The sequence below is a fragment of the Pseudoclavibacter sp. RFBB5 genome, assembly GCF_002931555.1.
Lineage (GTDB): Bacteria > Actinomycetota > Actinomycetes > Actinomycetales > Microbacteriaceae > Pseudoclavibacter.
This window is the reverse complement of the sequence record NZ_PSTZ01000006.1, coordinates 184,286-201,490: the sequence shown is the minus strand read 5'-3', so window position 1 is coordinate 201,490 and position 17,205 is coordinate 184,286. Positions and strand designations below refer to the sequence as shown.

Annotated in this window: 14 protein-coding genes and 1 pseudogene; 5 read left to right on the top strand and 10 right to left on the bottom strand. The window is 70.0% G+C overall.

Annotated elements, in window-relative coordinates; translation table 11 throughout:
* Positions 1-18 precede the first annotated feature (18 nt).
* From ndk to ileS, 4 genes are all read right to left on the bottom strand, one after another.
* Positions 19-441 carry a nucleoside-diphosphate kinase gene (gene ndk / locus C5B97_RS07440; protein ID WP_104311468.1) on the bottom strand — a complete coding sequence of 141 codons (423 nt, stop codon included), beginning with the start codon at positions 439-441 and terminating at the stop codon, positions 19-21.
* 62 nt (positions 442-503) lie between these two features.
* The gene (locus C5B97_RS07435) at positions 504-953 is read right to left on the bottom strand and encodes a DUF4233 domain-containing protein (protein ID WP_179557528.1); all 450 of its coding nucleotides are present in this window, start codon (positions 951-953) and stop codon (positions 504-506) included.
* Positions 950-2,512, bottom strand: a complete 1,563-nt coding sequence (locus C5B97_RS07430) for a folylpolyglutamate synthase/dihydrofolate synthase family protein (protein WP_308471450.1) — start codon at positions 2,510-2,512, stop codon at positions 950-952. The genes C5B97_RS07435 and C5B97_RS07430 overlap by 4 nt, the downstream gene beginning before the upstream one ends.
* The gene (ileS, locus tag C5B97_RS07425; protein ID WP_104311467.1) at positions 2,509-5,799 is read right to left on the bottom strand and encodes an isoleucine--tRNA ligase; all 3,291 of its coding nucleotides are present in this window, start codon (positions 5,797-5,799) and stop codon (positions 2,509-2,511) included. The genes C5B97_RS07430 and ileS overlap by 4 nt, the downstream gene beginning before the upstream one ends.
* Before the next feature lie 405 nt (positions 5,800-6,204).
* Between ileS and C5B97_RS07420 the strand changes: the two genes are divergently transcribed.
* Positions 6,205-6,690, top strand: coding sequence for a hypothetical protein (locus C5B97_RS07420; protein ID WP_146080757.1), 486 nt, complete (start codon positions 6,205-6,207; stop codon positions 6,688-6,690).
* A 27-nt stretch (positions 6,691-6,717) separates the two neighbouring features.
* Here C5B97_RS07420 and C5B97_RS07415 read toward each other — a convergent pair whose 3' ends face one another.
* The 3 genes and pseudogenes from C5B97_RS07415 to C5B97_RS17920 all read right to left on the bottom strand — a co-directional run bounded on the left by C5B97_RS07415 (position 6,718) and on the right by C5B97_RS17920 (position 9,111).
* Positions 6,718-7,365 (bottom strand): HNH endonuclease signature motif containing protein, encoded by a 648-nt coding sequence (locus C5B97_RS07415; protein ID WP_104311465.1) that lies wholly within the window; start codon positions 7,363-7,365, stop codon positions 6,718-6,720.
* Positions 7,366-7,525: 160 nt separating this feature from the next.
* A pseudogene (locus tag C5B97_RS18365) lies at positions 7,526-7,846 on the bottom strand (DUF222 domain-containing protein); the annotation flags it as partial.
* 632 nt (positions 7,847-8,478) lie between these two features.
* Entirely contained in the window at positions 8,479-9,111 is a 633-nt protein-coding gene (locus C5B97_RS17920; RefSeq protein WP_181026942.1) for a helix-turn-helix domain-containing protein, read from the bottom strand.
* 49 nt (positions 9,112-9,160) lie between these two features.
* On the opposite strand from C5B97_RS17920, the gene C5B97_RS07400 reads away from it, so the two are divergent.
* The 4 genes from C5B97_RS07400 to nikE are packed head-to-tail and all read left to right on the top strand — an operon-like array spanning position 9,161 to position 14,379.
* Positions 9,161-10,810 (top strand): ABC transporter substrate-binding protein, encoded by a 1,650-nt coding sequence (locus C5B97_RS07400; protein WP_258068064.1) that lies wholly within the window; start codon positions 9,161-9,163, stop codon positions 10,808-10,810.
* A gap of 40 nt (positions 10,811-10,850) precedes the next feature.
* Positions 10,851-11,852, top strand: coding sequence for an ABC transporter permease (locus C5B97_RS07395; protein WP_181026941.1), 1,002 nt, complete (start codon positions 10,851-10,853; stop codon positions 11,850-11,852).
* On the top strand, positions 11,849-12,733 hold the full coding sequence (locus tag C5B97_RS07390; protein ID WP_104311462.1) for an ABC transporter permease: 885 nt from the start codon (positions 11,849-11,851) through the stop codon (positions 12,731-12,733). Before C5B97_RS07395 ends, C5B97_RS07390 begins: the two co-directional genes overlap by 4 nt.
* Positions 12,730-14,379 carry an ABC transporter ATP-binding protein gene (gene nikE, locus C5B97_RS07385; RefSeq protein WP_258068063.1) on the top strand — a complete coding sequence of 550 codons (1,650 nt, stop codon included), beginning with the start codon at positions 12,730-12,732 and terminating at the stop codon, positions 14,377-14,379. The genes C5B97_RS07390 and nikE overlap by 4 nt, the downstream gene beginning before the upstream one ends.
* 40 nt (positions 14,380-14,419) lie before the next feature.
* On the opposite strand, the gene C5B97_RS07380 is transcribed toward nikE, so the two are convergent.
* Genes C5B97_RS07380 through C5B97_RS07370 form a run of 3 tightly spaced genes read right to left on the bottom strand, consistent with a single transcriptional unit; the run spans position 14,420 to position 17,195 of the window.
* Positions 14,420-15,253: a DUF4097 family beta strand repeat-containing protein gene (locus tag C5B97_RS07380; protein WP_104311461.1), complete on the bottom strand. Its 834-nt coding sequence runs from the start codon at positions 15,251-15,253 to the stop codon at positions 14,420-14,422.
* Entirely contained in the window at positions 15,250-15,978 is a 729-nt protein-coding gene (locus C5B97_RS07375) for a response regulator transcription factor (protein WP_104311460.1), read from the bottom strand. The genes C5B97_RS07380 and C5B97_RS07375 overlap by 4 nt, the downstream gene beginning before the upstream one ends.
* Complete coding sequence (locus C5B97_RS07370) at positions 15,966-17,195, bottom strand: sensor histidine kinase (protein ID WP_104311561.1); 1,230 nt, start codon at positions 17,193-17,195, stop codon at positions 15,966-15,968. Before C5B97_RS07370 ends, C5B97_RS07375 begins: the two co-directional genes overlap by 13 nt.
* Between the last annotated feature and the right edge of the window lie 10 nt (positions 17,196-17,205).

Here is a 17,205-nt window from a genome sequence, read left to right as displayed (position 1 = left end):
CCCTGCAGCCCGAGTCGGTCAGGCTGCGAACCAGATGCCGAGCTCGCGCCCTGCCGACTCGACGGAGTCGGACCCGTGGACGATGTTCAGCAGCACGCCGGCATCCCAGTCGCGTCCGAGGTCGCCGCGAATCGTGCCGGGTGCGGCCGTCGTGGGGTCGGTGGTGCCCGCCAGCGAGCGGAAGCCCTCGATGACACGGTGGCCCGCGACGCGGATCGCGACCGTCGGTCCCGACTGCATGAACTCGAGGAGCCCCTCGTAGAACGGCTTGCCCTCGTGCTCGGCGTAGTGCGCGGCCAGGATTGCGCGGTCGGCGTGCACGAGGCGGATGTCGACGAGCGAGTAGCCCTTCGTCTCGATGCGGCGGAGCACTTCGCCCGTGAGGCCGCGCTGGACGCCGTCCGGCTTGACGAGCACAAGCGTCTCTTCGATGGTTGCCATGATTCCTCCATTGGTCGTGGTGGTCTGCCCGTGAGGGCCAGGTCGGTGGATGTGAGCCCGCGTCAGCTGCTCGGTGTGTCGGTCTGGTCGATGGGCTGCCCGTCGATGCCGATCTCTCCCGCCGCGAGGCGACGGTTGTACTCGGCGATGATCGGGGCACGCTGCCGGTCGATCTGGCCGCCCTTCCACATGAAGTACGTCCAGGAGGCGAGGAACAGCGCCCCGACGACGAACATACCGGGGTGGAGGAAGCCGGCGGCGACGAGCAGCACCTGCACCGCCCATCCGAGCCAGATCCCCCACTCGTGGCGGAGGAACCTGATGGTCACGAGGATGAGCGCGCCGAAGGCAGCCCCGAGCACAAACGCGGGGACGGGGTCGAGCACCCGCATCCCGAAGATGAGGAGTGTGCCCAGGAAGACGACGAAGAGCTCGAAGCCCAGGAAGATGGAGCCGATGACCTCGCGGATGCTGCGCTGGCGAGGGAGGCGGGTTCGGTTCCGCGGACTCACGACTCCTGCGCCCAGCCTTCGTCGCGCGACAGGGTCAGCGCCGTGCCGATGAGCGTGACGGAGCCTGTGATCAGGACCGCCGCGTTCTTGCCCTCGTCCGCGCCATCTGCGAGGAGGTCGAGAGCGACCTCGCGGGCGCGCTCGATGGCATCCTCGGCACGCTCGAGAACCTCGGGTTCGCTGCCCGTGACGTCGCGCACGATGTCGCCGAGCGCTTCGGCGTCGATGGCACGCACCGAGTCGGACTGCGTGACCACGAAGCGCTCGGCGATGGGCTGCAGTGCTCGGATGATGCCGGCGGCGTCCTTGTCCTCGAGCACGCCGAGGACCACGACGACCCGCGAGAAGTCGAACGACTCCGTCACGGCGCGCGCAAGCGCCTCCGCGCCGTGGGGATTGTGGGCGGCGTCGATGAGCATGGGGGGCGTCACACCGATGCGCTCGAGTCGGCCTGGGGACGTCACCTCGCCGAACGCAGCTTCCACGAGCTCGTCGTTCAGGCTCCGGTTCGCGCCGAAGAAGGCTTCGACGGCTGCGAGAGCGACCGCCGCGTTGTGGGCCTGGTACTCCCCATCGAGCGGCAGGAGGAGGTCTTCGTACTTGCCCGCGATGCCGCGCACGGTGATGAGCCGACCGCCGACCGCGAGCTGGTTGTCCGTGACCGCGAAGTCGGTGGGCTCGGCGAAGACCTGGGCCTCGGAGATGCCCGCGGCCCGCTCGATCTCGGCGAGCACCTCCGGCTGCTGCTCGGCCGTGACGACGCGAGCGGCGGGCTTGATGATGCCGGCCTTCGTGCGCGCGATCTCGTCGAGGGTTCGGCCGAGCCGCTGCGTGTGGTCCAGCGCGATGGGCGTGAACACGGCCACCTCGCCGTCGGCGACGTTCGTGGAGTCCCACTCGCCACCCATCCCGACCTCGACGACCGCCACGTCGACGGGCGCGTCCGCGAAGCACGCGTAGGCCAGCACGGTGAGTGCCTCGAAGAACGTGAGGCGCGGCTCGCCGGCGGCCTCGAGCTCCGCATCCACGATCGAGAGGAACGGCGTGATGTCCTCCCAGTTCGCGACGAGTCGCTCGTCGCTGATGGGGCTCCCGTCGACGGCGATGCGCTCGTTGAGGCGCTCGAGGTGTGGGCTCGTCAGGAGGCCGGTGCGCAGGCCGTGGGCGCGCAGCACCGTCTCGATGATGCGGGCCGTCGAGCTCTTGCCGTTGGTGCCCGTGAGGTGGATGACGGGGTAGGCCGTGTGCACGTCGCCGAGCAGCTCGACCGCACGCCGCGTGGCGTGGAGGCGCGGCTCCGGAGCCGCCTCCCCCACGCGCTCCATGAGCTCGTCGAAGACCCGCTCGCCCTCGCTGGCCCAGTCGGTTCCCTCGAGAAGGAGGCGCTCGTCTTCCTCGCGCTCGGTCAGGACCTCGTCCTCGTCGTCGGAGACCGCTGGCATGAACGTCTCGGCGATGTCCTCGGGCCGGAGCTCCAGGTCGCCGGAGTTCACGGCTTCCTCGTTCCCCTCGGCGTGCTCGTCCCAGTCGCCGGAATCCTGCTGGTCGCGTTCGCTCACGCCACTACCTCCACGTCGATCTCCAGTGCACCATACGTGTCGGCGCTCGCCTCGGCGTCTGCGGGGACAGCGAGTCCGCCGGTCACCTGGAACTCGACGGCGAGCGTCTCGCCGGCGATGAGCTCCCGGTGCGTCTCAATGGCTGCGACCGACGCGTCGTCGGCACGCAGGATGAGGCGGATGCGGTCGGAGACCTCGAGTCCGGCCTCCTTGCGCGCGTCCTGAACGGCACGCACGACGTCGCGGGCGAGGCCCTCGGCGGCGAGCTCGGGGCTCACGTTCGTGTCGAGCACGAGGATGCCACCGCTCGGCAGCAGGGTGATGGCGCGGTCCTCGCTCTCGCCGGCGGTGACGAGCTTGACCTCGTACTCACCGGCCTCGAGCTGCAGGCCGCCTGCCGTGACGACGCCGTCGACCTCGCTCCAGTCGCCGGACTTCGACGCCTTGATCGCGAGCTGCACCTGCTTGCCCAGGCGCGGACCAGCGGCCCGCGCGTTGACCTGCAGGACGCGGTCGATGCCGTACTTGGCCTCCGACTCGTCGACGAGCTGCTCGAACTCGACGGACTTCACGTTGAGCTCGTCGCGCAGGATGCCCGCGAACGGCTCGAGCGCGTCCGTGTTCGGGGCGACGACGGTGAGGCTCGCGAGCGGCAGGCGCACGCGGCGCCCGGCCTGCTTGCGCAGCGACAGGGCGGAGCTGGTGACGCGGCGCACCGCGTCCATCGAGTCGACGAGCGTCTGGTCGCTGGGGAAGACGGAGGCGTCCGGCCAGTCGGTGAGGTGCACGCTGCGGCCGCCCGTGAGCCCGCGCCAGACCGTCTCGGAGATGAGCGGCGTCAGCGGGGCGGCGACGCGGGTGAGCGTCTCGAGCACCGTGTAGAGCGTGTCGAACGCCTCGGTGCTCGAGACGTCGTCGGTCACGCCGCGCCAGAAGCGGTCGCGGGAGCGGCGCACGTACCAGTTGGTGAGCACGTCGCCGAAGTCGCGCAGGCGCGAGGCGGCGGTCGTCGAGTCGAGCGCCTCGAGGTCGGCCTGCACCTCGGAGACGAGCACGCCGAGCTTCGCGAGGATGTACTGGTCGAGCACGTCGCTCGAGTCGGTGCGGAACCTCGCCTCGTAGGCCGAGGTCGAGCCGACCGCAGTGTTGGCGTAGGTCGTGAAGAAGTAGTACGTCGACCACAGGGGCAGCAGGAACTGGCGGACGCCCTCGCGGATTGTCTCCTCGGTCACGATGAGGTTGCCGCCGCGCAGCACGGGGCTGGCCATGAGGAACCACCGCATGGCGTCGGAGCCGTCGCGGTCGAACACCTCCTGCACGTCCGGGTAGTTGCGGAGGCTCTTCGACATCTTGCGGCCGTCGTTGCCGAGGACGATGCCGTGGCTCACGACGCGCTTGAAGGCGGGGCGGTGGAAGAGCGCCGTCGACAGCACGTGCATGACGTAGAACCAGCCGCGCGTCTGCCCGATGTACTCGACGATGAAGTCGGCGGGCGAGTGCGAGTCGAACCAGTCGCGGTTCTCGAACGGGTAGTGCACCTGCGCGTAGGGCATGGAGCCGGAGTCGAACCACACGTCGAGCACGTCAGGGATGCGCCGCATGGTGGATGCGCCCGTCGGGTCGTCCGGGTTGGGCCTCGTGAGCTCGTCGATGAATGGGCGGTGCAGGTCGGTGGGGCGCACGCCGAAGTCGCGCTCGATGTCGTCGAGCGAGCCGTAGACATCCACTCGCGGATAGTTTGGGTCGTCGCTCTTCCACACGGGGATGGGGCTGCCCCAGTAGCGGTTGCGGCTGATCGACCAGTCGCGGGCTCCCTCGAGCCACTTGCCGAACTGGCCGTCCTTGACGTTGTCCGGCACCCAGTCGATCTGCTGGTTCAACTCGACGAGCTCGTCGCGGAACTGCGTGACGCGCACGAACCAGCTCGAGACGGCCTTGTAGATGAGGGGTTTGCGACAGCGCCAGCAGTGCGGGTAGGAGTGCTCGTAGCTGGCCTGCTTGAAGAGCCGGCCGTCTGCCTTGAGGAGCTGCGTGAGCGGCTTGTTGGCGTCGAAGACCTGCAGGCCAGCGACGGGCTCGACGGCGGAGAGGAACTTGCCGCCCTCGTCGACGGAGAGGATCGTCGGGATGCCGGCGGCGTCGCTGAGCACCTTGTCGTCTTCACCGTAGGCGGGCGCCTGGTGCACGATGCCGGTGCCGTCGCTGGTCGTGACGTAGTCGCCGAGCAGGAACTGCCAGGCGTTCTGGGTGCCGTACGTCTCGGTGTCGGCGTAGAAGTCCCAGAGGCGCTGGTAGCGGACGCCGGCGAGCTCGGCGCCCTTGAGGGTGCGAGCGGTCGCGGCTGTCGCGTCTTCTGCGGCCTCGTAGCCGAGCTCCTTGGCGTGCGCTGCGACGCGTGCGGTGGCGAGCAGGAACGAGCCCTCGCCCGCCGCGGTGCCGTCGGCCGCGCCGAGCGGTCCTGCGGGCACGACGGCGTAGTCGATCTCGGGGCCGACGGCCAGGGCCAGGTTGGTGGGGAGCGTCCACGGGGTCGTCGTCCACGCGAGTGCCTTGACGCCGGCGAGGCCAAGCGCATCCGCCTGCTCGCCTTCGAGGGGGAAGGTGACCGTGACCGTCTGGTCCTGACGCATCTGGTAGACGTCGTCGTCCATGCGCAGCTCGTGGTTGGAGAGGGGCGTCTCGTCGTTCCAGCAGTACGGGAGCACGCGGAAGCCCTCGTAGGCGAGGCCGTCGTCGTAGAGCTTCTTGAACGCCCACAGCACCGACTCCATGTAGGAGATGTCGAGCGTCTTGTAGTCGTTCTCGAAGTCGACCCAGCGGGCCTGGCGGGTCACGTACTCCTGCCACTCGCGCGTGTACTTGAGCACCGATTCGCGGGCGGCGTCGTTGAAGGTGTCGATGCCCATGGCCTCGATCTCGGCCTTCGACTGGATGCCGAGCTGGCGCATGGCCTCGAGCTCGGCGGGCAGTCCGTGCGTGTCCCAGCCGAAGCGGCGGTGCACCTGGCGGCCGCGCATCGTGAAGTAGCGGGGGAAGACGTCCTTGGCGTAGCCGGTGAGGAGGTGCCCGTAGTGCGGGAGGCCGTTGGCGAAGGGTGGGCCGTCGTAGAAGACCCATTCTTCAGCGCCTTCGCGCTGGTCGATGGACGCCTGGAAGGTGCCGTCTTCGCGCCAGAAGTCGAGGACGCGCTCCTCGAGGCGCGGGAACGACGGGGAGGCGGCGACGCTGTCCCGGGTCGCGCCGGCGGGGTCGGCGGCTGGTCCGAACGAGGCCTTCGGGTAGCTCATGCGGTGGAACTCCTGGCAGTAAGTGGATGTGCTTGGTCTGCTTCAGGGACGCCGTGCGGCGCGGTACCACCCCGATTGCGGGCTCCCCCGGGCTGCTTCCCGTGCAGGGAGGGCATCCGCTGGAACTCGCCACTCGTTCCGAGCTGTGACGGGCTCACCCGCCCGGTTCTACTTGGCGTTCGCTCCTCGAGGGGTGCGCTCGCTGTTCTTCCGGGGACTCCCCGCTGATGGGCGGATCAAAGTCGTACTGGCAACATCGTACGCGCCCTGCTGTCGCGAGTGAAACGGCTGGCGTTGTGCTCGGGGCGGTCGGTCGTGCGCCAGCCCGTTCATGGACAGGCTGTGTACTCTCGCTTCGCCGATGCTCGCCTCGCAGCGGGCACCTCGAAACGAACGGAACGACGCATGCTCACGACCCGCCTTCCCAAGCTCGCAGCGATCTGCGCCTTCGCCGCGATCGCGTTCACCGGATGCTCGGCGGCCGGCAGCGGAGGGGCCGCGACTCCGTCCCCGACGGCGGCCGCGTCCGCGGAGAGCACAACCGCGGAGGGTGGCGGCACGTGCGCGGACGTGCAGGCGGAGATCGACTCGATCCGGACGAGCGTCGAGAGCATCTCAACGCAGGTGCCGGGCGACATCCCGGGTGCCGTCGCGACGCTCTCGACGATCGGCACGAGCCTCACGACGCTGCAGGAGAGTGTCACCGACCCTGATCTCAAGACGCATGTGGACACGCTGGTCACCGAGGTGACGGAGCTGCAGGCGACGGCCGGGGAGCTGGCGAACGGCGAGGGCGGGTTCGCGGCCGCCGCGAGCATCCTGACGCAGCTTGGCGAGGTGGAGTCGGCGCTGTCGTCGCTGACCGCGTACTGCGAGCTGCAGACAAGCTAGGCGCTCCGAGCAGCCGTTCGGCCAGATTCAACACCTCGACTTGACTTCTCGGTACCGCTTGCGGGTGAGGAGTCGGTACTGCCAGCCGGGGCGGAGGACTCGCCATCGGTTGCCGCGGTCCCTCACGAGTTCGAGTTCTTCGCTGTGGGCCATGTGGTGGTGCAGGCTGCAAAGGAGGACGCCGTCGTCGGTGTTGGTGAGGCCGCCGTCGACCCACCTGCTGGTGTGGTGCGCTTCGCACATGCCGACGGGTTTCCAGCAGCCAGGCGTGATGCACCCCTGGTCTCGGACGGCGAGAGCGCGGCGTTGCCCGCGGCTGTACAGCCGCTGTCGGCGTCCCAGTTTCAGGATCTCCCCGTTGCTGCCGACGATCGCTGTCTGCACGAACCCATCGCAGATGGTCTTCGCGACGAGGCTTGGAGGCACTGCAGTGCCGGTGCGCTCAAGGTGCGGCACATCGGCAGGCCGGGTCGGTTCGCCGCTCGCGCCGGCCCGGGTGGTGACGATCACAACAGTGGGTGCTTCCCCGCCCGCGCGAGGCGCGTGAGCGGACTCCGCGTAGCGAGCGAAGACCTCCCCGAGAGCGTCGACGCGCTGCTGCGGCAGAGTCCGCGATTCGCTCGTCCGGATGTGCGAGGTCAACCTCGGCCGCGTCCAGGCCGCCAGCTTGCCCATCGTCAGCGGCCAGACCACCCGCGCTCAGCCCTTCAAGCTCGCCGCGATCATCGCCCGCGGTCGTCTCTCCGAACCCTGGGGTGCGGGTCGGCTCGCATTCAACCGCGCGGCGGGGCGAAGTGAGGGTCTCGAGCGTCTTCACGAGCAGCTCGCCCTGCTCGGGAGTTGCGACGAAGCGACCCCGCACCGTCCCGTCCGCGGCATGCCGAACCCACAGACCGCGATTGCGCGCGATCGCCTCCGCGCGCGGTTCCGCCCCGTCCGGATCGAGGAACGCAACCCACGCGGACGCCTGCACGCGCAGTTCCTCCGGCGCTGCCGGCACCGCGGCTTCCAGGTCGGCGCCCTCAGCATCGATGCCATCCGAGTCGGCGCTGACCGGCGTCACGCCTTGCGCCGACGCAACAAGCTCCGTCTCCGCAACGTCGACGTGCGCTGGTTCAGCGCGAACTGCGGCGGCCTTCAACCCCTTCACGATCATGAACGCCTGTGCAACGGAAACGCGCGCCGCGGCCAGCGCTCCGGCAACCGCTGGACGTGCAGGCAGCAGCGGTTCTCCAGTGAGCGACCGGCCCGAGCGGGTCGCTTCGGCGAGCTCTACGAGCATTCGCGCGTCTCGCCTCTCCACGCCAAGCAGATGCTGCAGCAGCTCTGCGAGCGACGAGAACCCGGCCGCTCGCGCGAGCGCGTCCGGCACCGACGACTCCTCGTCACGTCGCAGCGCTTCCCCGGCGACCTCCACGAGCGCCGCATCCAAAGCGCGCCGACGCCCTGCGAGCTCGCTGATCACAACCGGGATCTCCGCCGCGAGCAAGCCCGCGACTTGGCCGGGTGACGCGACCAGCGCATCCACCACCGCCGACTCGGCCATACCCCGCGATCGCGACTCGGCCGTCTCCGTCAACGGCTCCGCACTCGCACGGCGCGACGCAGAAGTGCACTCTGCACCGAGACTCTGGACTTTAAAGACCATGATGACCTCCCCCCCGGGATCACCACCAGCCTACCTCTTCGCACGAAGCAGATCAATGCTGAGATCAGGCATTTTCTACATTCTTAGAACATAGAGACTACAGACGAGGCGTGTACGACATGCGAAGCCGGCCCACACCCTTAGCCACCGTAGGCGCGCAGAATCGGCGCCGTCGCCTCGTCGACGAGCTCGGCCAGGCTGCCGCGAGCTGGGCCAGCCTCGACCCAGCGGTCGCCCGCGGCGACCACCGCTGCGACGATCGCGCCCGCGCAGACGGCCCGCTGCAGCTCGTCGAGGGCGGGTTCGGTGCGCGACAGGTACCGCCGGAGTGCCGCCTGCTGGACGAGCGCGCGCTTGGAGCCGGTGGCCGCGAGGTCCTCACCCGTTCCGGTCATCTCACGGAGAGACGCCGCCCACGGGATGTGCTCAGGGCTGACCGTCGCGGCGATGGCGAGGAGCACCCGGCGCAACTCGGCCAGCCCGCCACCCGATCCGCTGACGCCGTCGTCGGCAAGGTCGGCGGCAGCCGCATCGAGGAGCGAGGGGATGCCGGCCAGCAGCGGGTCGAGGCCGACCCACAGCACGTCGGCCTTGGCGGTGAAGTAGTTGAAGAAGGAGCTTCGCGCGACCCCCGCTCGGCGGGCGATGTCGCTCGCGCTCGTCTGCTCGTACCCCTGCTCGAGGAACAGCTCGAGGGCGGCCTCTTCCAGGGTCTCGCGACTCGACGCCGAGGGCCGACCTCGACGCGCGGCCCGCTCCTCGTGATCCGTCATGTCCGACTCATTTCTGCATGGTGTCCATAAACACGGTTACACTCTGCGAGTGTCAGAATCAGTCACCCGCCGTTCCGCGAAGCCCGCCGCGCTCCTCGCCTTGTCCGCAGCCCTCATCGTGCCACTTGCCGCCTGTTCGAGCGACACCGGCGCCGCAGGGGAGGCTGAAATCCTTCGATATGCCTCGGGCGACGCCGAACCGACCTGCCTCGACCCGCACGTCGGCGGGAACTGGCCCCAGGCGATCCTCGCGAACCAGTTCCTCGAGTCGCTCTTCTCGAAAGATGAGGCCGGTGAGATCGTGCCGTGGCTCGCGACCGGCGCCGAGCCCTCCGACGACCAGCTGAGCTGGACGGTCTCCCTCAAGGAAGGCGTGACCTTCACCGACGGCACACCGTTCGATGCGGACGCGGTCGTCGCCAACGTCGAGCACATCAAGAACCCGGACACCGCATCGTCGACGGCGATCCTCGCCCTCGGCAAGGTCTCCGAGGCGGTCGCCGTCGACGAGCACACGGTGCGCTTCGACCTCAGCGAACCGGACAGCGCCCTCGTCGAATCGCTCGCGCAGACCTGGCTCGCCATCGAGTCCCCGGCCGGCCTCGAGCGCGGCACCGACGCGAACTGCCTCGCCCCCATCGGCACGGGAGCGTTCAAGGTCGAGTCGTGGGAGAAGCAGTCGCAGGTCGTGCTGACCCGCAATCAGAACCACACAACGGCGCCGGAGGACGGCGTCGCGACCGAAGACCAGCCAGGAGCGGCCGTCGACACGATCGAGTGGAAGTTCATCCCCGATGCGGCCACCCGCCTCGCCGCCCTGCAGTCCGGCCAGGCAGACATCATCGACTCCGTGCAGCCGGATGCGCTCTCGCAGTTCCAGGCGAACGGCACCGAGGAGACGCTCATCGGAGCGCGCCCGGGCGTGACCGCTCGCATCGAGCTGAACACGACCCGCGCGCCGTTCGACGACCCCAAGGTGCGTGAGGCGTTCGCAGCCTCAGCCGACATCGACGCCGCCGTCGAGTCGCTCTACTTCGGCACCCTCGAACGCTCGACGTCGGTGCTCTCGAGCGCCACACCGTTCGCCACCTCCCATCCCGACGCGTTCGGGTTCGACGCCGCTCGCGCATCCACCCTCCTCGACGAGGCAGGCTGGACGGCACGCGACGCCGACGGCGTGCGCACCAAGGACGGCAAGCGCCTCGAGGTGGCGTTCCCCGTCTCCACGAACCAGTCGATCCCCGCCGAGATCTCGGTGCTCGAGCAGATCAAGGCGACAAGCGCCGAGGTGGGCTTCGACGTCCAGCTCGAGCTGCTCGACCTGTCGACCTGGTACGAGCGCAGCGGCACGTGGGAGTTCGACGCCATCGTCGCGCCGTACTCGAAGAACTCGGCCGACGTGCTCCGCATCGTCTACTCGACCGACAGCATCAGCCCCGCCCCGAGCGGGTATCACGCCAACAACACTGGGCTCTCGCTGCCCGAACTCGACGAAGCCCTCGAGGCCGCCGTCAAGACGACCGACGACGCCGAGCGCGAGCGCCTGTACGGCGAGGCCCAGCAGCTCATCATCGACAGCGGCACCGTCATCCCGCTCTACGACCAGACCGTGCAGTTCGCCTACGGCGACAACGTGCACGGCTTCCGGCTCCAGCCGAACGTCAACGTGCCCTCGCTCGTGAACGTCACCATCGAGTAGCGGGACGACAGACGAGCGCGGCACACGAGACAATCGACGAGTGACGACGGATGCGCGGTCTCGCGCGGCACGACTGGTGCCGCTGATTCCGCGCATCCTCCTCCGTCTCGGCGGCGTCCTCTTCGTGCTGTGGGCGGTCATCACCGTCACGTTCTTCGCCGTGCGGGCCGTGCCGGGCGACCCGGTGCTCGCGATCCTCGGCGGGCCCGGCTCGAACGCCAGCGCCGAGGCGGTCGCGCAGGCGCGCGCAGACAACGGGCTCGACCAGCCGCTCTTCCTCCAGTACCTCTCGCAGCTCTGGCGCACCGCGACGGGCGACCTCGGTTTCAGCTACGCGCAGCGCGAGCGCGTCGCGGACCTCATCGGCGAGCAGCTGCCCGGCACCCTCGCCCTGGCCGGCCTCTCGCTGCTCCTCGCCTGGGTCATCGCGCTCGCGGTCGCCTGGTGGTCGACGGGCGGCGGTCGCCTCGCGTGGGGCATCGCCTCGACGCTCGAGGTCATCGCCGCCGCCGTTCCGCACTTCTGGCTGGCGGCCGTGCTCGTGCTGATCTTCGCAGGGATGCTCGGCCTTCCGGTTGCGGTCTCCGGCCCCGGGTTCTCCGGCCTCATCCTTCCGAGCATCACCCTGGCCCTTCCCCTCGCCGGCTATCTCGGGCAGGTCATGCGCGAGCAGATGCTCGATGCCCTCGAGTCGCCGTTCGTGCTCGCGGCGCGTGCGCGGGGGGAAGGGCGAAGCGGCGTCTTCTGGCGGCACGTCCTGCGCCACGCTGCGATCCCCGCCGTCGGTCTCAGCGGCTGGGCGCTCGGCTCGCTGGTCTCCGGCGCGGTGGTTGTCGAGACGATCTTCGCGCGGCCAGGACTCGGCCGCTCGCTGCTGGATGCCGTCGGCGCGCGCGACGTGCCGTACGTCATCGGCGTGCTCATCGTCGTCGCGGCCGCCTACATGCTCGTCACGGTGCTGACCGACCTGGTCGAGCCCCTCATCGATCCGCGGGCGCGTGACCGGGCCGGGTCGCGCGAGCGGGTCGGGGTGCGCGCATGAGTCTCGAGGCCGCGGCGGTCCGGGATGCGCGTGCCGGTTCAGGTGGGCGTCGCTCCGGGCGCGCCCGCTCGGGCTCTCGGCGCGGCGTGTGGCTCGCGGTCTGGCTCGGGGTCGCCGCCCTCTACGTGCTCGCCTCCGTCTTCCCCCAGCTCCTCGCGCCGGGCAACCCGCTTGCCGTGAACCCGGCCGACGCGTTCTCGCCCCCGAGCCCCGAGCATCCGTTCGGCACCGACGAGTCGGGGCGCGGCGTCTACACGCGGGTGGTGCACGGCGCGGCATCGTCGCTCACGATCGGCGCGCTCGCGACCGCGATCGGGCTCGCCCTCGGCGCCGTGTTCGGGCTCGCGGCCGGCCTCGGGCCACGGTGGCTCGACTTCGGCACGACCCGTATCGTCGAGGTGTTCTTCGCCTTCCCCGGTATCCTCCTCGCCCTCCTGCTCATCGTGCTCGCAGGCCCTGGAGTGGTGACGACGACGATCGCCGTCGGCCTCTCGACGGCGCCCGGGTACGCGAGGCTCATCCGCTCCCAGGTGCTGCGGGTGCGCGCGAGCGCCTACGTCGAGGCCGACCTCGTGCTCGGCCGCTCGCGCTGGCACACGTTCGCGCGCACGCTCCTTCCGAACGTCGCGTGGCCGCTCTTCTCACTCGCGACCCTCGGGCTCGGGCAGGCGATCGTCTGGGCGGCGGCCCTCAGCTACCTGGGCCTCGGCGAACCCCCGCCCAGCCCGGAATGGGGTTCGATGCTCTCCGCTGGGCGCCTCTACCTGCCGACCGGCAGCTGGTGGCTCACGATCTTCCCCGGCACCGCGATCGTCGGCGCCGCGGTCACGGCGACGATGCTCGGCCGCATCATGCAGCAGCGCACAAGGCAGGCGTCGTGAGCGAGCGCGACCCCAGTGAGGGCGACGTGAACGCCGCGGGTGCGCGGGATGCGGAGCTCGTCGTCGAGGTGAGCAAGCTGCGCGTCTCGTTCGGCGACTTCGAGGCCGTCCGCGGGGTCTCGTTCGAGGTGCGGCGCGGCGAGTGCCTCGCGCTTGTCGGCGAGTCCGGCTCTGGCAAGTCGGTCACGGCGCGTTCCCTCCTGGGGCTGAGCGGTGACGGAGCGCGAGTCGACGCCGGAGTGCTGCGCCTCGACGGAGACGAGCTGCCGACGAAGACCTCCGACGGGGCGTGGCGCTCCATCCGCGGCGGCCGCATCGGGCTTGTCCACCAGGATGCGCTGGTCGCTCTCGACCCGCTCCGCCCGGTCTGGCGCGAGGTCGACGACGCGCTCCGGCTGCACACCGACCTCGGGCGCGCGGCGCGGCGCCAGCGCGTGCTCGAGCTTCTCGACCGCGTCGGCATCGAGGATCCCGCGTCGATCGCGAGACGCCGCAGCGGGCAGCTCTCCGGGGGCCAGCGTCAGCGCGTGCTCATCGCCGCCGCCCTCGCCGGAGACCCGGCGCTGCTCATCGCCGATGAGCCGACGAGCTCGGTCGACCAGGCGGTGCAGGCGCAGCTCATCGGGCTCTTCAACGCGCTCAAGGCAGACGGCATGACGATGCTCTTCATCACGCACGACCTCGGCGTCGTGCAGCGCCTCGCCGACCGCGTCGCGGTCATGAGCGAAGGCCTCGTCGTCGAGACGGCACCGACCGAGCAGCTCTTCCGCGCACCCCAGCACGACATCACCAGAACGCTCCTGGCAGCGCAGCCGAAGCCAACCGGCGACTCGTCCGGCAGCGCGTCCGCGGCCTCCGCCGCCGCGACCGCTCCTCGGCTGCTCGACGTGCGCGCCGTGTCTCGGACCTTCCGCACCCTCGGGGCCGCGCCGGTGCATGCCGTGCGCGGCGCCTCGTTCTTCCTCGGCCACGGGGAGACGCTCGGCATCGTCGGCAGCTCTGGCTCAGGCAAGTCGACGCTCGCCCGCATCGCGCTCGGCCTCGAGCAGCCGGACGCGGGGTCGGTCACCTTCCTCGGCGAGGCCTGGAACCCGGCACCCGAGCGCAGCCGCAGGTCGCGTCGGCCGAGACTCGGCTACGTGCCCCAGGATGCACTGTCGAGCTTCGACCCGCGGCGCACCGTGGGCGAGATCCTCGCGGATGCGATCACCGCTGGCAGGTCGAGCTCGGTGCGCACGAACCGGGCGGCCATCGAGGCGGCGCTAGAGCAGGTCGGGCTCGACGCCTCGGTCGCGGGGCTCCGCCCGCTCCACCTCAGCGGCGGGCAGCGGCAGCGAGTGGCCATCGCGCGGGCCCTCGCCCCCGAGCCGGACGTGCTGCTGTGCGACGAACCGGTGTCGTCACTCGATGTGACGGTGCAGGCGCAGGTGCTCGCGCTCATCCAGCGGCTCGTCAACGACCTCGGCCTCGCCTGCCTCTTCATCTCGCACGACCTCGCGGTCGTGGCCCAGCTCTCCGATCGCGTCGCCGTCATGAGCCGGGGCGAAGTGGTCGAGACCGCGCCCGTCGCCGAGCTCTTCGCCGCGCCGAAGCACCCGGCCAGCCGCGCCCTCCTCGAGGCCCACAAGAGCCTCGAGGTGCGCTGAGCTCGCCGGGTGCCGGGGAGTGGTGAGGTGCTGCGTCGACCTACTCGACCGTCAGGAAGCCGGAACCGACCGAGACGGAGAGCGTGCTCTCTGCGTCGTCTGACTGCCGGACGTTGACGTTCGCCATTCCGGACTCGCTGAGGTTCGACTCGACCTTGTACGCGCCGTCAGGGAGCGCGACGCTGCCGAAGCCCGATTCGAGCGAGATGTCAGTGCCCTTGGGCGCGGATCCGGTGAAGACGGCATTGACAGCACCCGAGTTGGCCGCCAGCACCACATCCCCCGACACCTCCGCCTCGATGTTCGTGGCGCCGGACCCGGTGCTCACCGTGAGGTTCGCGGCGGAGCCCTCGAAGTTGCTCGCGCCCGAGTTCGTCTCGATGACGAGGTCGCCGAAGTCACCCTCGAGGCTCGCGGCCCCGGAGCTGACGGTGATGTGAGCATCCAGGTCCTCCCCCGACAACGTCCTCGGCAGCGTCAAGGAGAGCTCTTCGTCGCCGAAGGGGCCGCCGCTGCGGCCACCCGCCCGCTCGACGGCGAGCTCGCCTCCCTCGGTCGTGAGCTGCCAGTCGCCGGCCTGCTTGAAGCCCTTCGTCTCCACCGCGAGCTGCGCTTCGGAGACGTCGCCGAACTCGATCTCGATGCCTACAGAGTCGACGTCGACGCGCAGCGAGGACACTCCCGCAACCGACTCCGTGATGGTCGTCTCGTCGCGCATGACGTCGCGGAGGCTGTTGAAGACGGCGCTCGTCAGCGTGCCGGCGACCACCATCCCGCCCACGATGGCGACGGTGATCGTGATCCAGCCGAAGCGCTTCGTGCTGTCACCCTGGGCCTCAGGGCGCGTGTCCGGTTCGAGCGTTGGCGTGGTCATCGGAGTTCTCCGTTCGGGAATCGGGCCGCGTGGCCCTGTCCATCGAGGGGTGTCTGTGGGTTCGAGCGGGGCGAGTGCCCCTGCCCGTCAAGGTGCGCGAGGACGGCCAGCACGCGCCGGTTGCCGCCGTCGCCCTGGTCGAGCTCGAGCTTCTGGAAGACCGCCGAGATGTGCTTCTCGACGCTCCCGGCGCTCACGTGGAGCGCCTCGGCGATCGCGTGATTGGAACGTCCCTCTGCCATGAGCCCGAGCACTTCGGACTCGCGCGGCGTGAGCCGCTCGAAGCGCGCATCCCTCGTCTTCCTGGCGAGCAGCTGCGCGACGACCTCCGAGTCGAGCACCGTGCCGCCAGCCGCGACGTTGTCGACGCCGGCGAGGAACTGCTCGACGTCGGCGACCCGGTCCTTCAGGAGGTAGCCGAGGCCGCCGCGCGAGCTCGAGATGAGCTCGGAGGCGTAGCGCTCCTCGACGTACTGCGAGAGCACCAGCACTGCCAAGCCGGGGTCAGTGGCGCGGAGCCGAAGCGCCGCACGAATGCCCTCGTCGGTGAAGCCGGGCGGGAGGCGGACATCGAGGATCACAAGGTCGGGGTCCGTTTCGGCGACGAGCCGATCAAGGCGACCGTCGTCGGCGAGGATGCCGACCATCGTGTGTCCGGCGTCCTCGAGCAGGCGGGCGATGCCCTCCCGCAGGAGCGCGGAATCTTCGCAGATCAGGATGCGCATGGCACGCTCACCTCGATCGTCGTCGGTCCTTCCGGTGGGCTGGAAATCGTGATCCCGCCGCCCGCCGCCTCGATGCGGTCGGTGACGCCGTCGAGCCCGCCGCCGGGGATGAGGCGCGCCCCGCCCCGTCCGTCGTCCTGGATGCGAGCCCACAGCATCGAGCCGCGCATGCGAACCTGCACCGAGATCTCCGAAGCGCCGGAGTGCTTCGCCGCGTTGCCCAGCGATTCGGCGACCGCGAAGTACACGGCGGCCTCCGCGTCCTGCGAGCAGCGGCCCGGCAGCTGCGCGTCCAGCACAACCGGGATGTGGGAGCGCGCCGCGAGGCCGGAGAGCGCGGCATCGAGGCCACGGTCGGTGAGCACGGCCGGCTGGAAGCCGCGGGCCAGCTGGCGCAGCTCCGTCACGGCCTCCTTCGTGGAGGCGTGCGCCTCGTCGATGAGCTCCGCCGCACGGGACGGGTCGGAGTCGAGCTTCGTCTTGGCCATGCCGAGGGTCATACCGATCGAGACGAGGCGAGGCTGCACGCTGTCGTGCAGGTCGCGCTCGATGCGGTCGCGCTCCGTGGCGGCACCGCGAACGGCCACGGTGCGGCGACGACCCGCGTCGCGCACCTCCTCCTCCAGCTGCTGCTCCCGGTCGCGGGAGAGGAGGCTGATGGATGCGGCGCGCTGCACGTAGGCGAACGCGACGATGAGCGCGACGGCGACGAGCAGCATCCCGATGCCGATGAGGACCCCGACGAACGGGGTGACGGCGAAGTCCATGCCCCACACGCTCAGCGTCTCTCGATTCTGCAGCGGAGAGAAGAGCGCGAAGACGCCCGAGACGCCGAGCTGCAGCGAACCGAGGGTCAGCGTGCCGAGGACGGCGACGATCACGAGGTGCAGCATGGCCTTCCAGTTGGCCCCGTCCGCGAACTGGACGAGCGGGGTGAGCACGAACCGCCAGCCGTCGCGGCGACGCGAGCGGCGCATCCCGGAGTCGTCGAGCGGACGGTCGTAGAGGGCGGCGACGCGGCGACGCTCGAAGGCCGAGACGCCACGGAACGCGAAGGCGAGGCCCGCGAGAACGATGACGCCGACGCCCAGCACGAAGAGGAGTCCGACGCCGAGGCCGAGGAGGCCGAACAGGAGTGACAGCAGGAGCGGCGCGATGACGCCGCCGGCGGCGAGGTGCAGCGAGGTGAGACTCAGCTGCTTGACGTTGTTCTTCATGTCCACAACG

What these genes read in the sequence shown, in the direction of transcription:
- ndk (WP_104311468.1), bottom strand. Translation starts at nt 441, where the DNA reads ATGGCAACCATCGAAGAGACGCTTGTGCTCGTCAAGCCGGACGGCGTC.
- ileS (WP_104311467.1), bottom strand. Translation starts at nt 5,799, where the DNA reads ATGAGCTACCCGAAGGCCTCGTTCGGACCAGCCGCCGACCCCGCCGGC.
- C5B97_RS07420 (WP_146080757.1), top strand. Translation starts at nt 6,205, where the DNA reads ATGCTCACGACCCGCCTTCCCAAGCTCGCAGCGATCTGCGCCTTCGCC.
- C5B97_RS07415 (WP_104311465.1), bottom strand. Translation starts at nt 7,365, where the DNA reads ATGGGCAAGCTGGCGGCCTGGACGCGGCCGAGGTTGACCTCGCACATC.
- C5B97_RS17920 (WP_181026942.1), bottom strand. Translation starts at nt 9,111, where the DNA reads ATGACGGATCACGAGGAGCGGGCCGCGCGTCGAGGTCGGCCCTCGGCG.
- C5B97_RS07390 (WP_104311462.1), top strand. Translation starts at nt 11,849, where the DNA reads ATGAGTCTCGAGGCCGCGGCGGTCCGGGATGCGCGTGCCGGTTCAGGT.
- C5B97_RS07380 (WP_104311461.1), bottom strand. Translation starts at nt 15,253, where the DNA reads ATGACCACGCCAACGCTCGAACCGGACACGCGCCCTGAGGCCCAGGGT.
- C5B97_RS07375 (WP_104311460.1), bottom strand. Translation starts at nt 15,978, where the DNA reads ATGCGCATCCTGATCTGCGAAGATTCCGCGCTCCTGCGGGAGGGCATC.
- C5B97_RS07370 (WP_104311561.1), bottom strand. Translation starts at nt 17,195, where the DNA reads ATGAAGAACAACGTCAAGCAGCTGAGTCTCACCTCGCTGCACCTCGCC.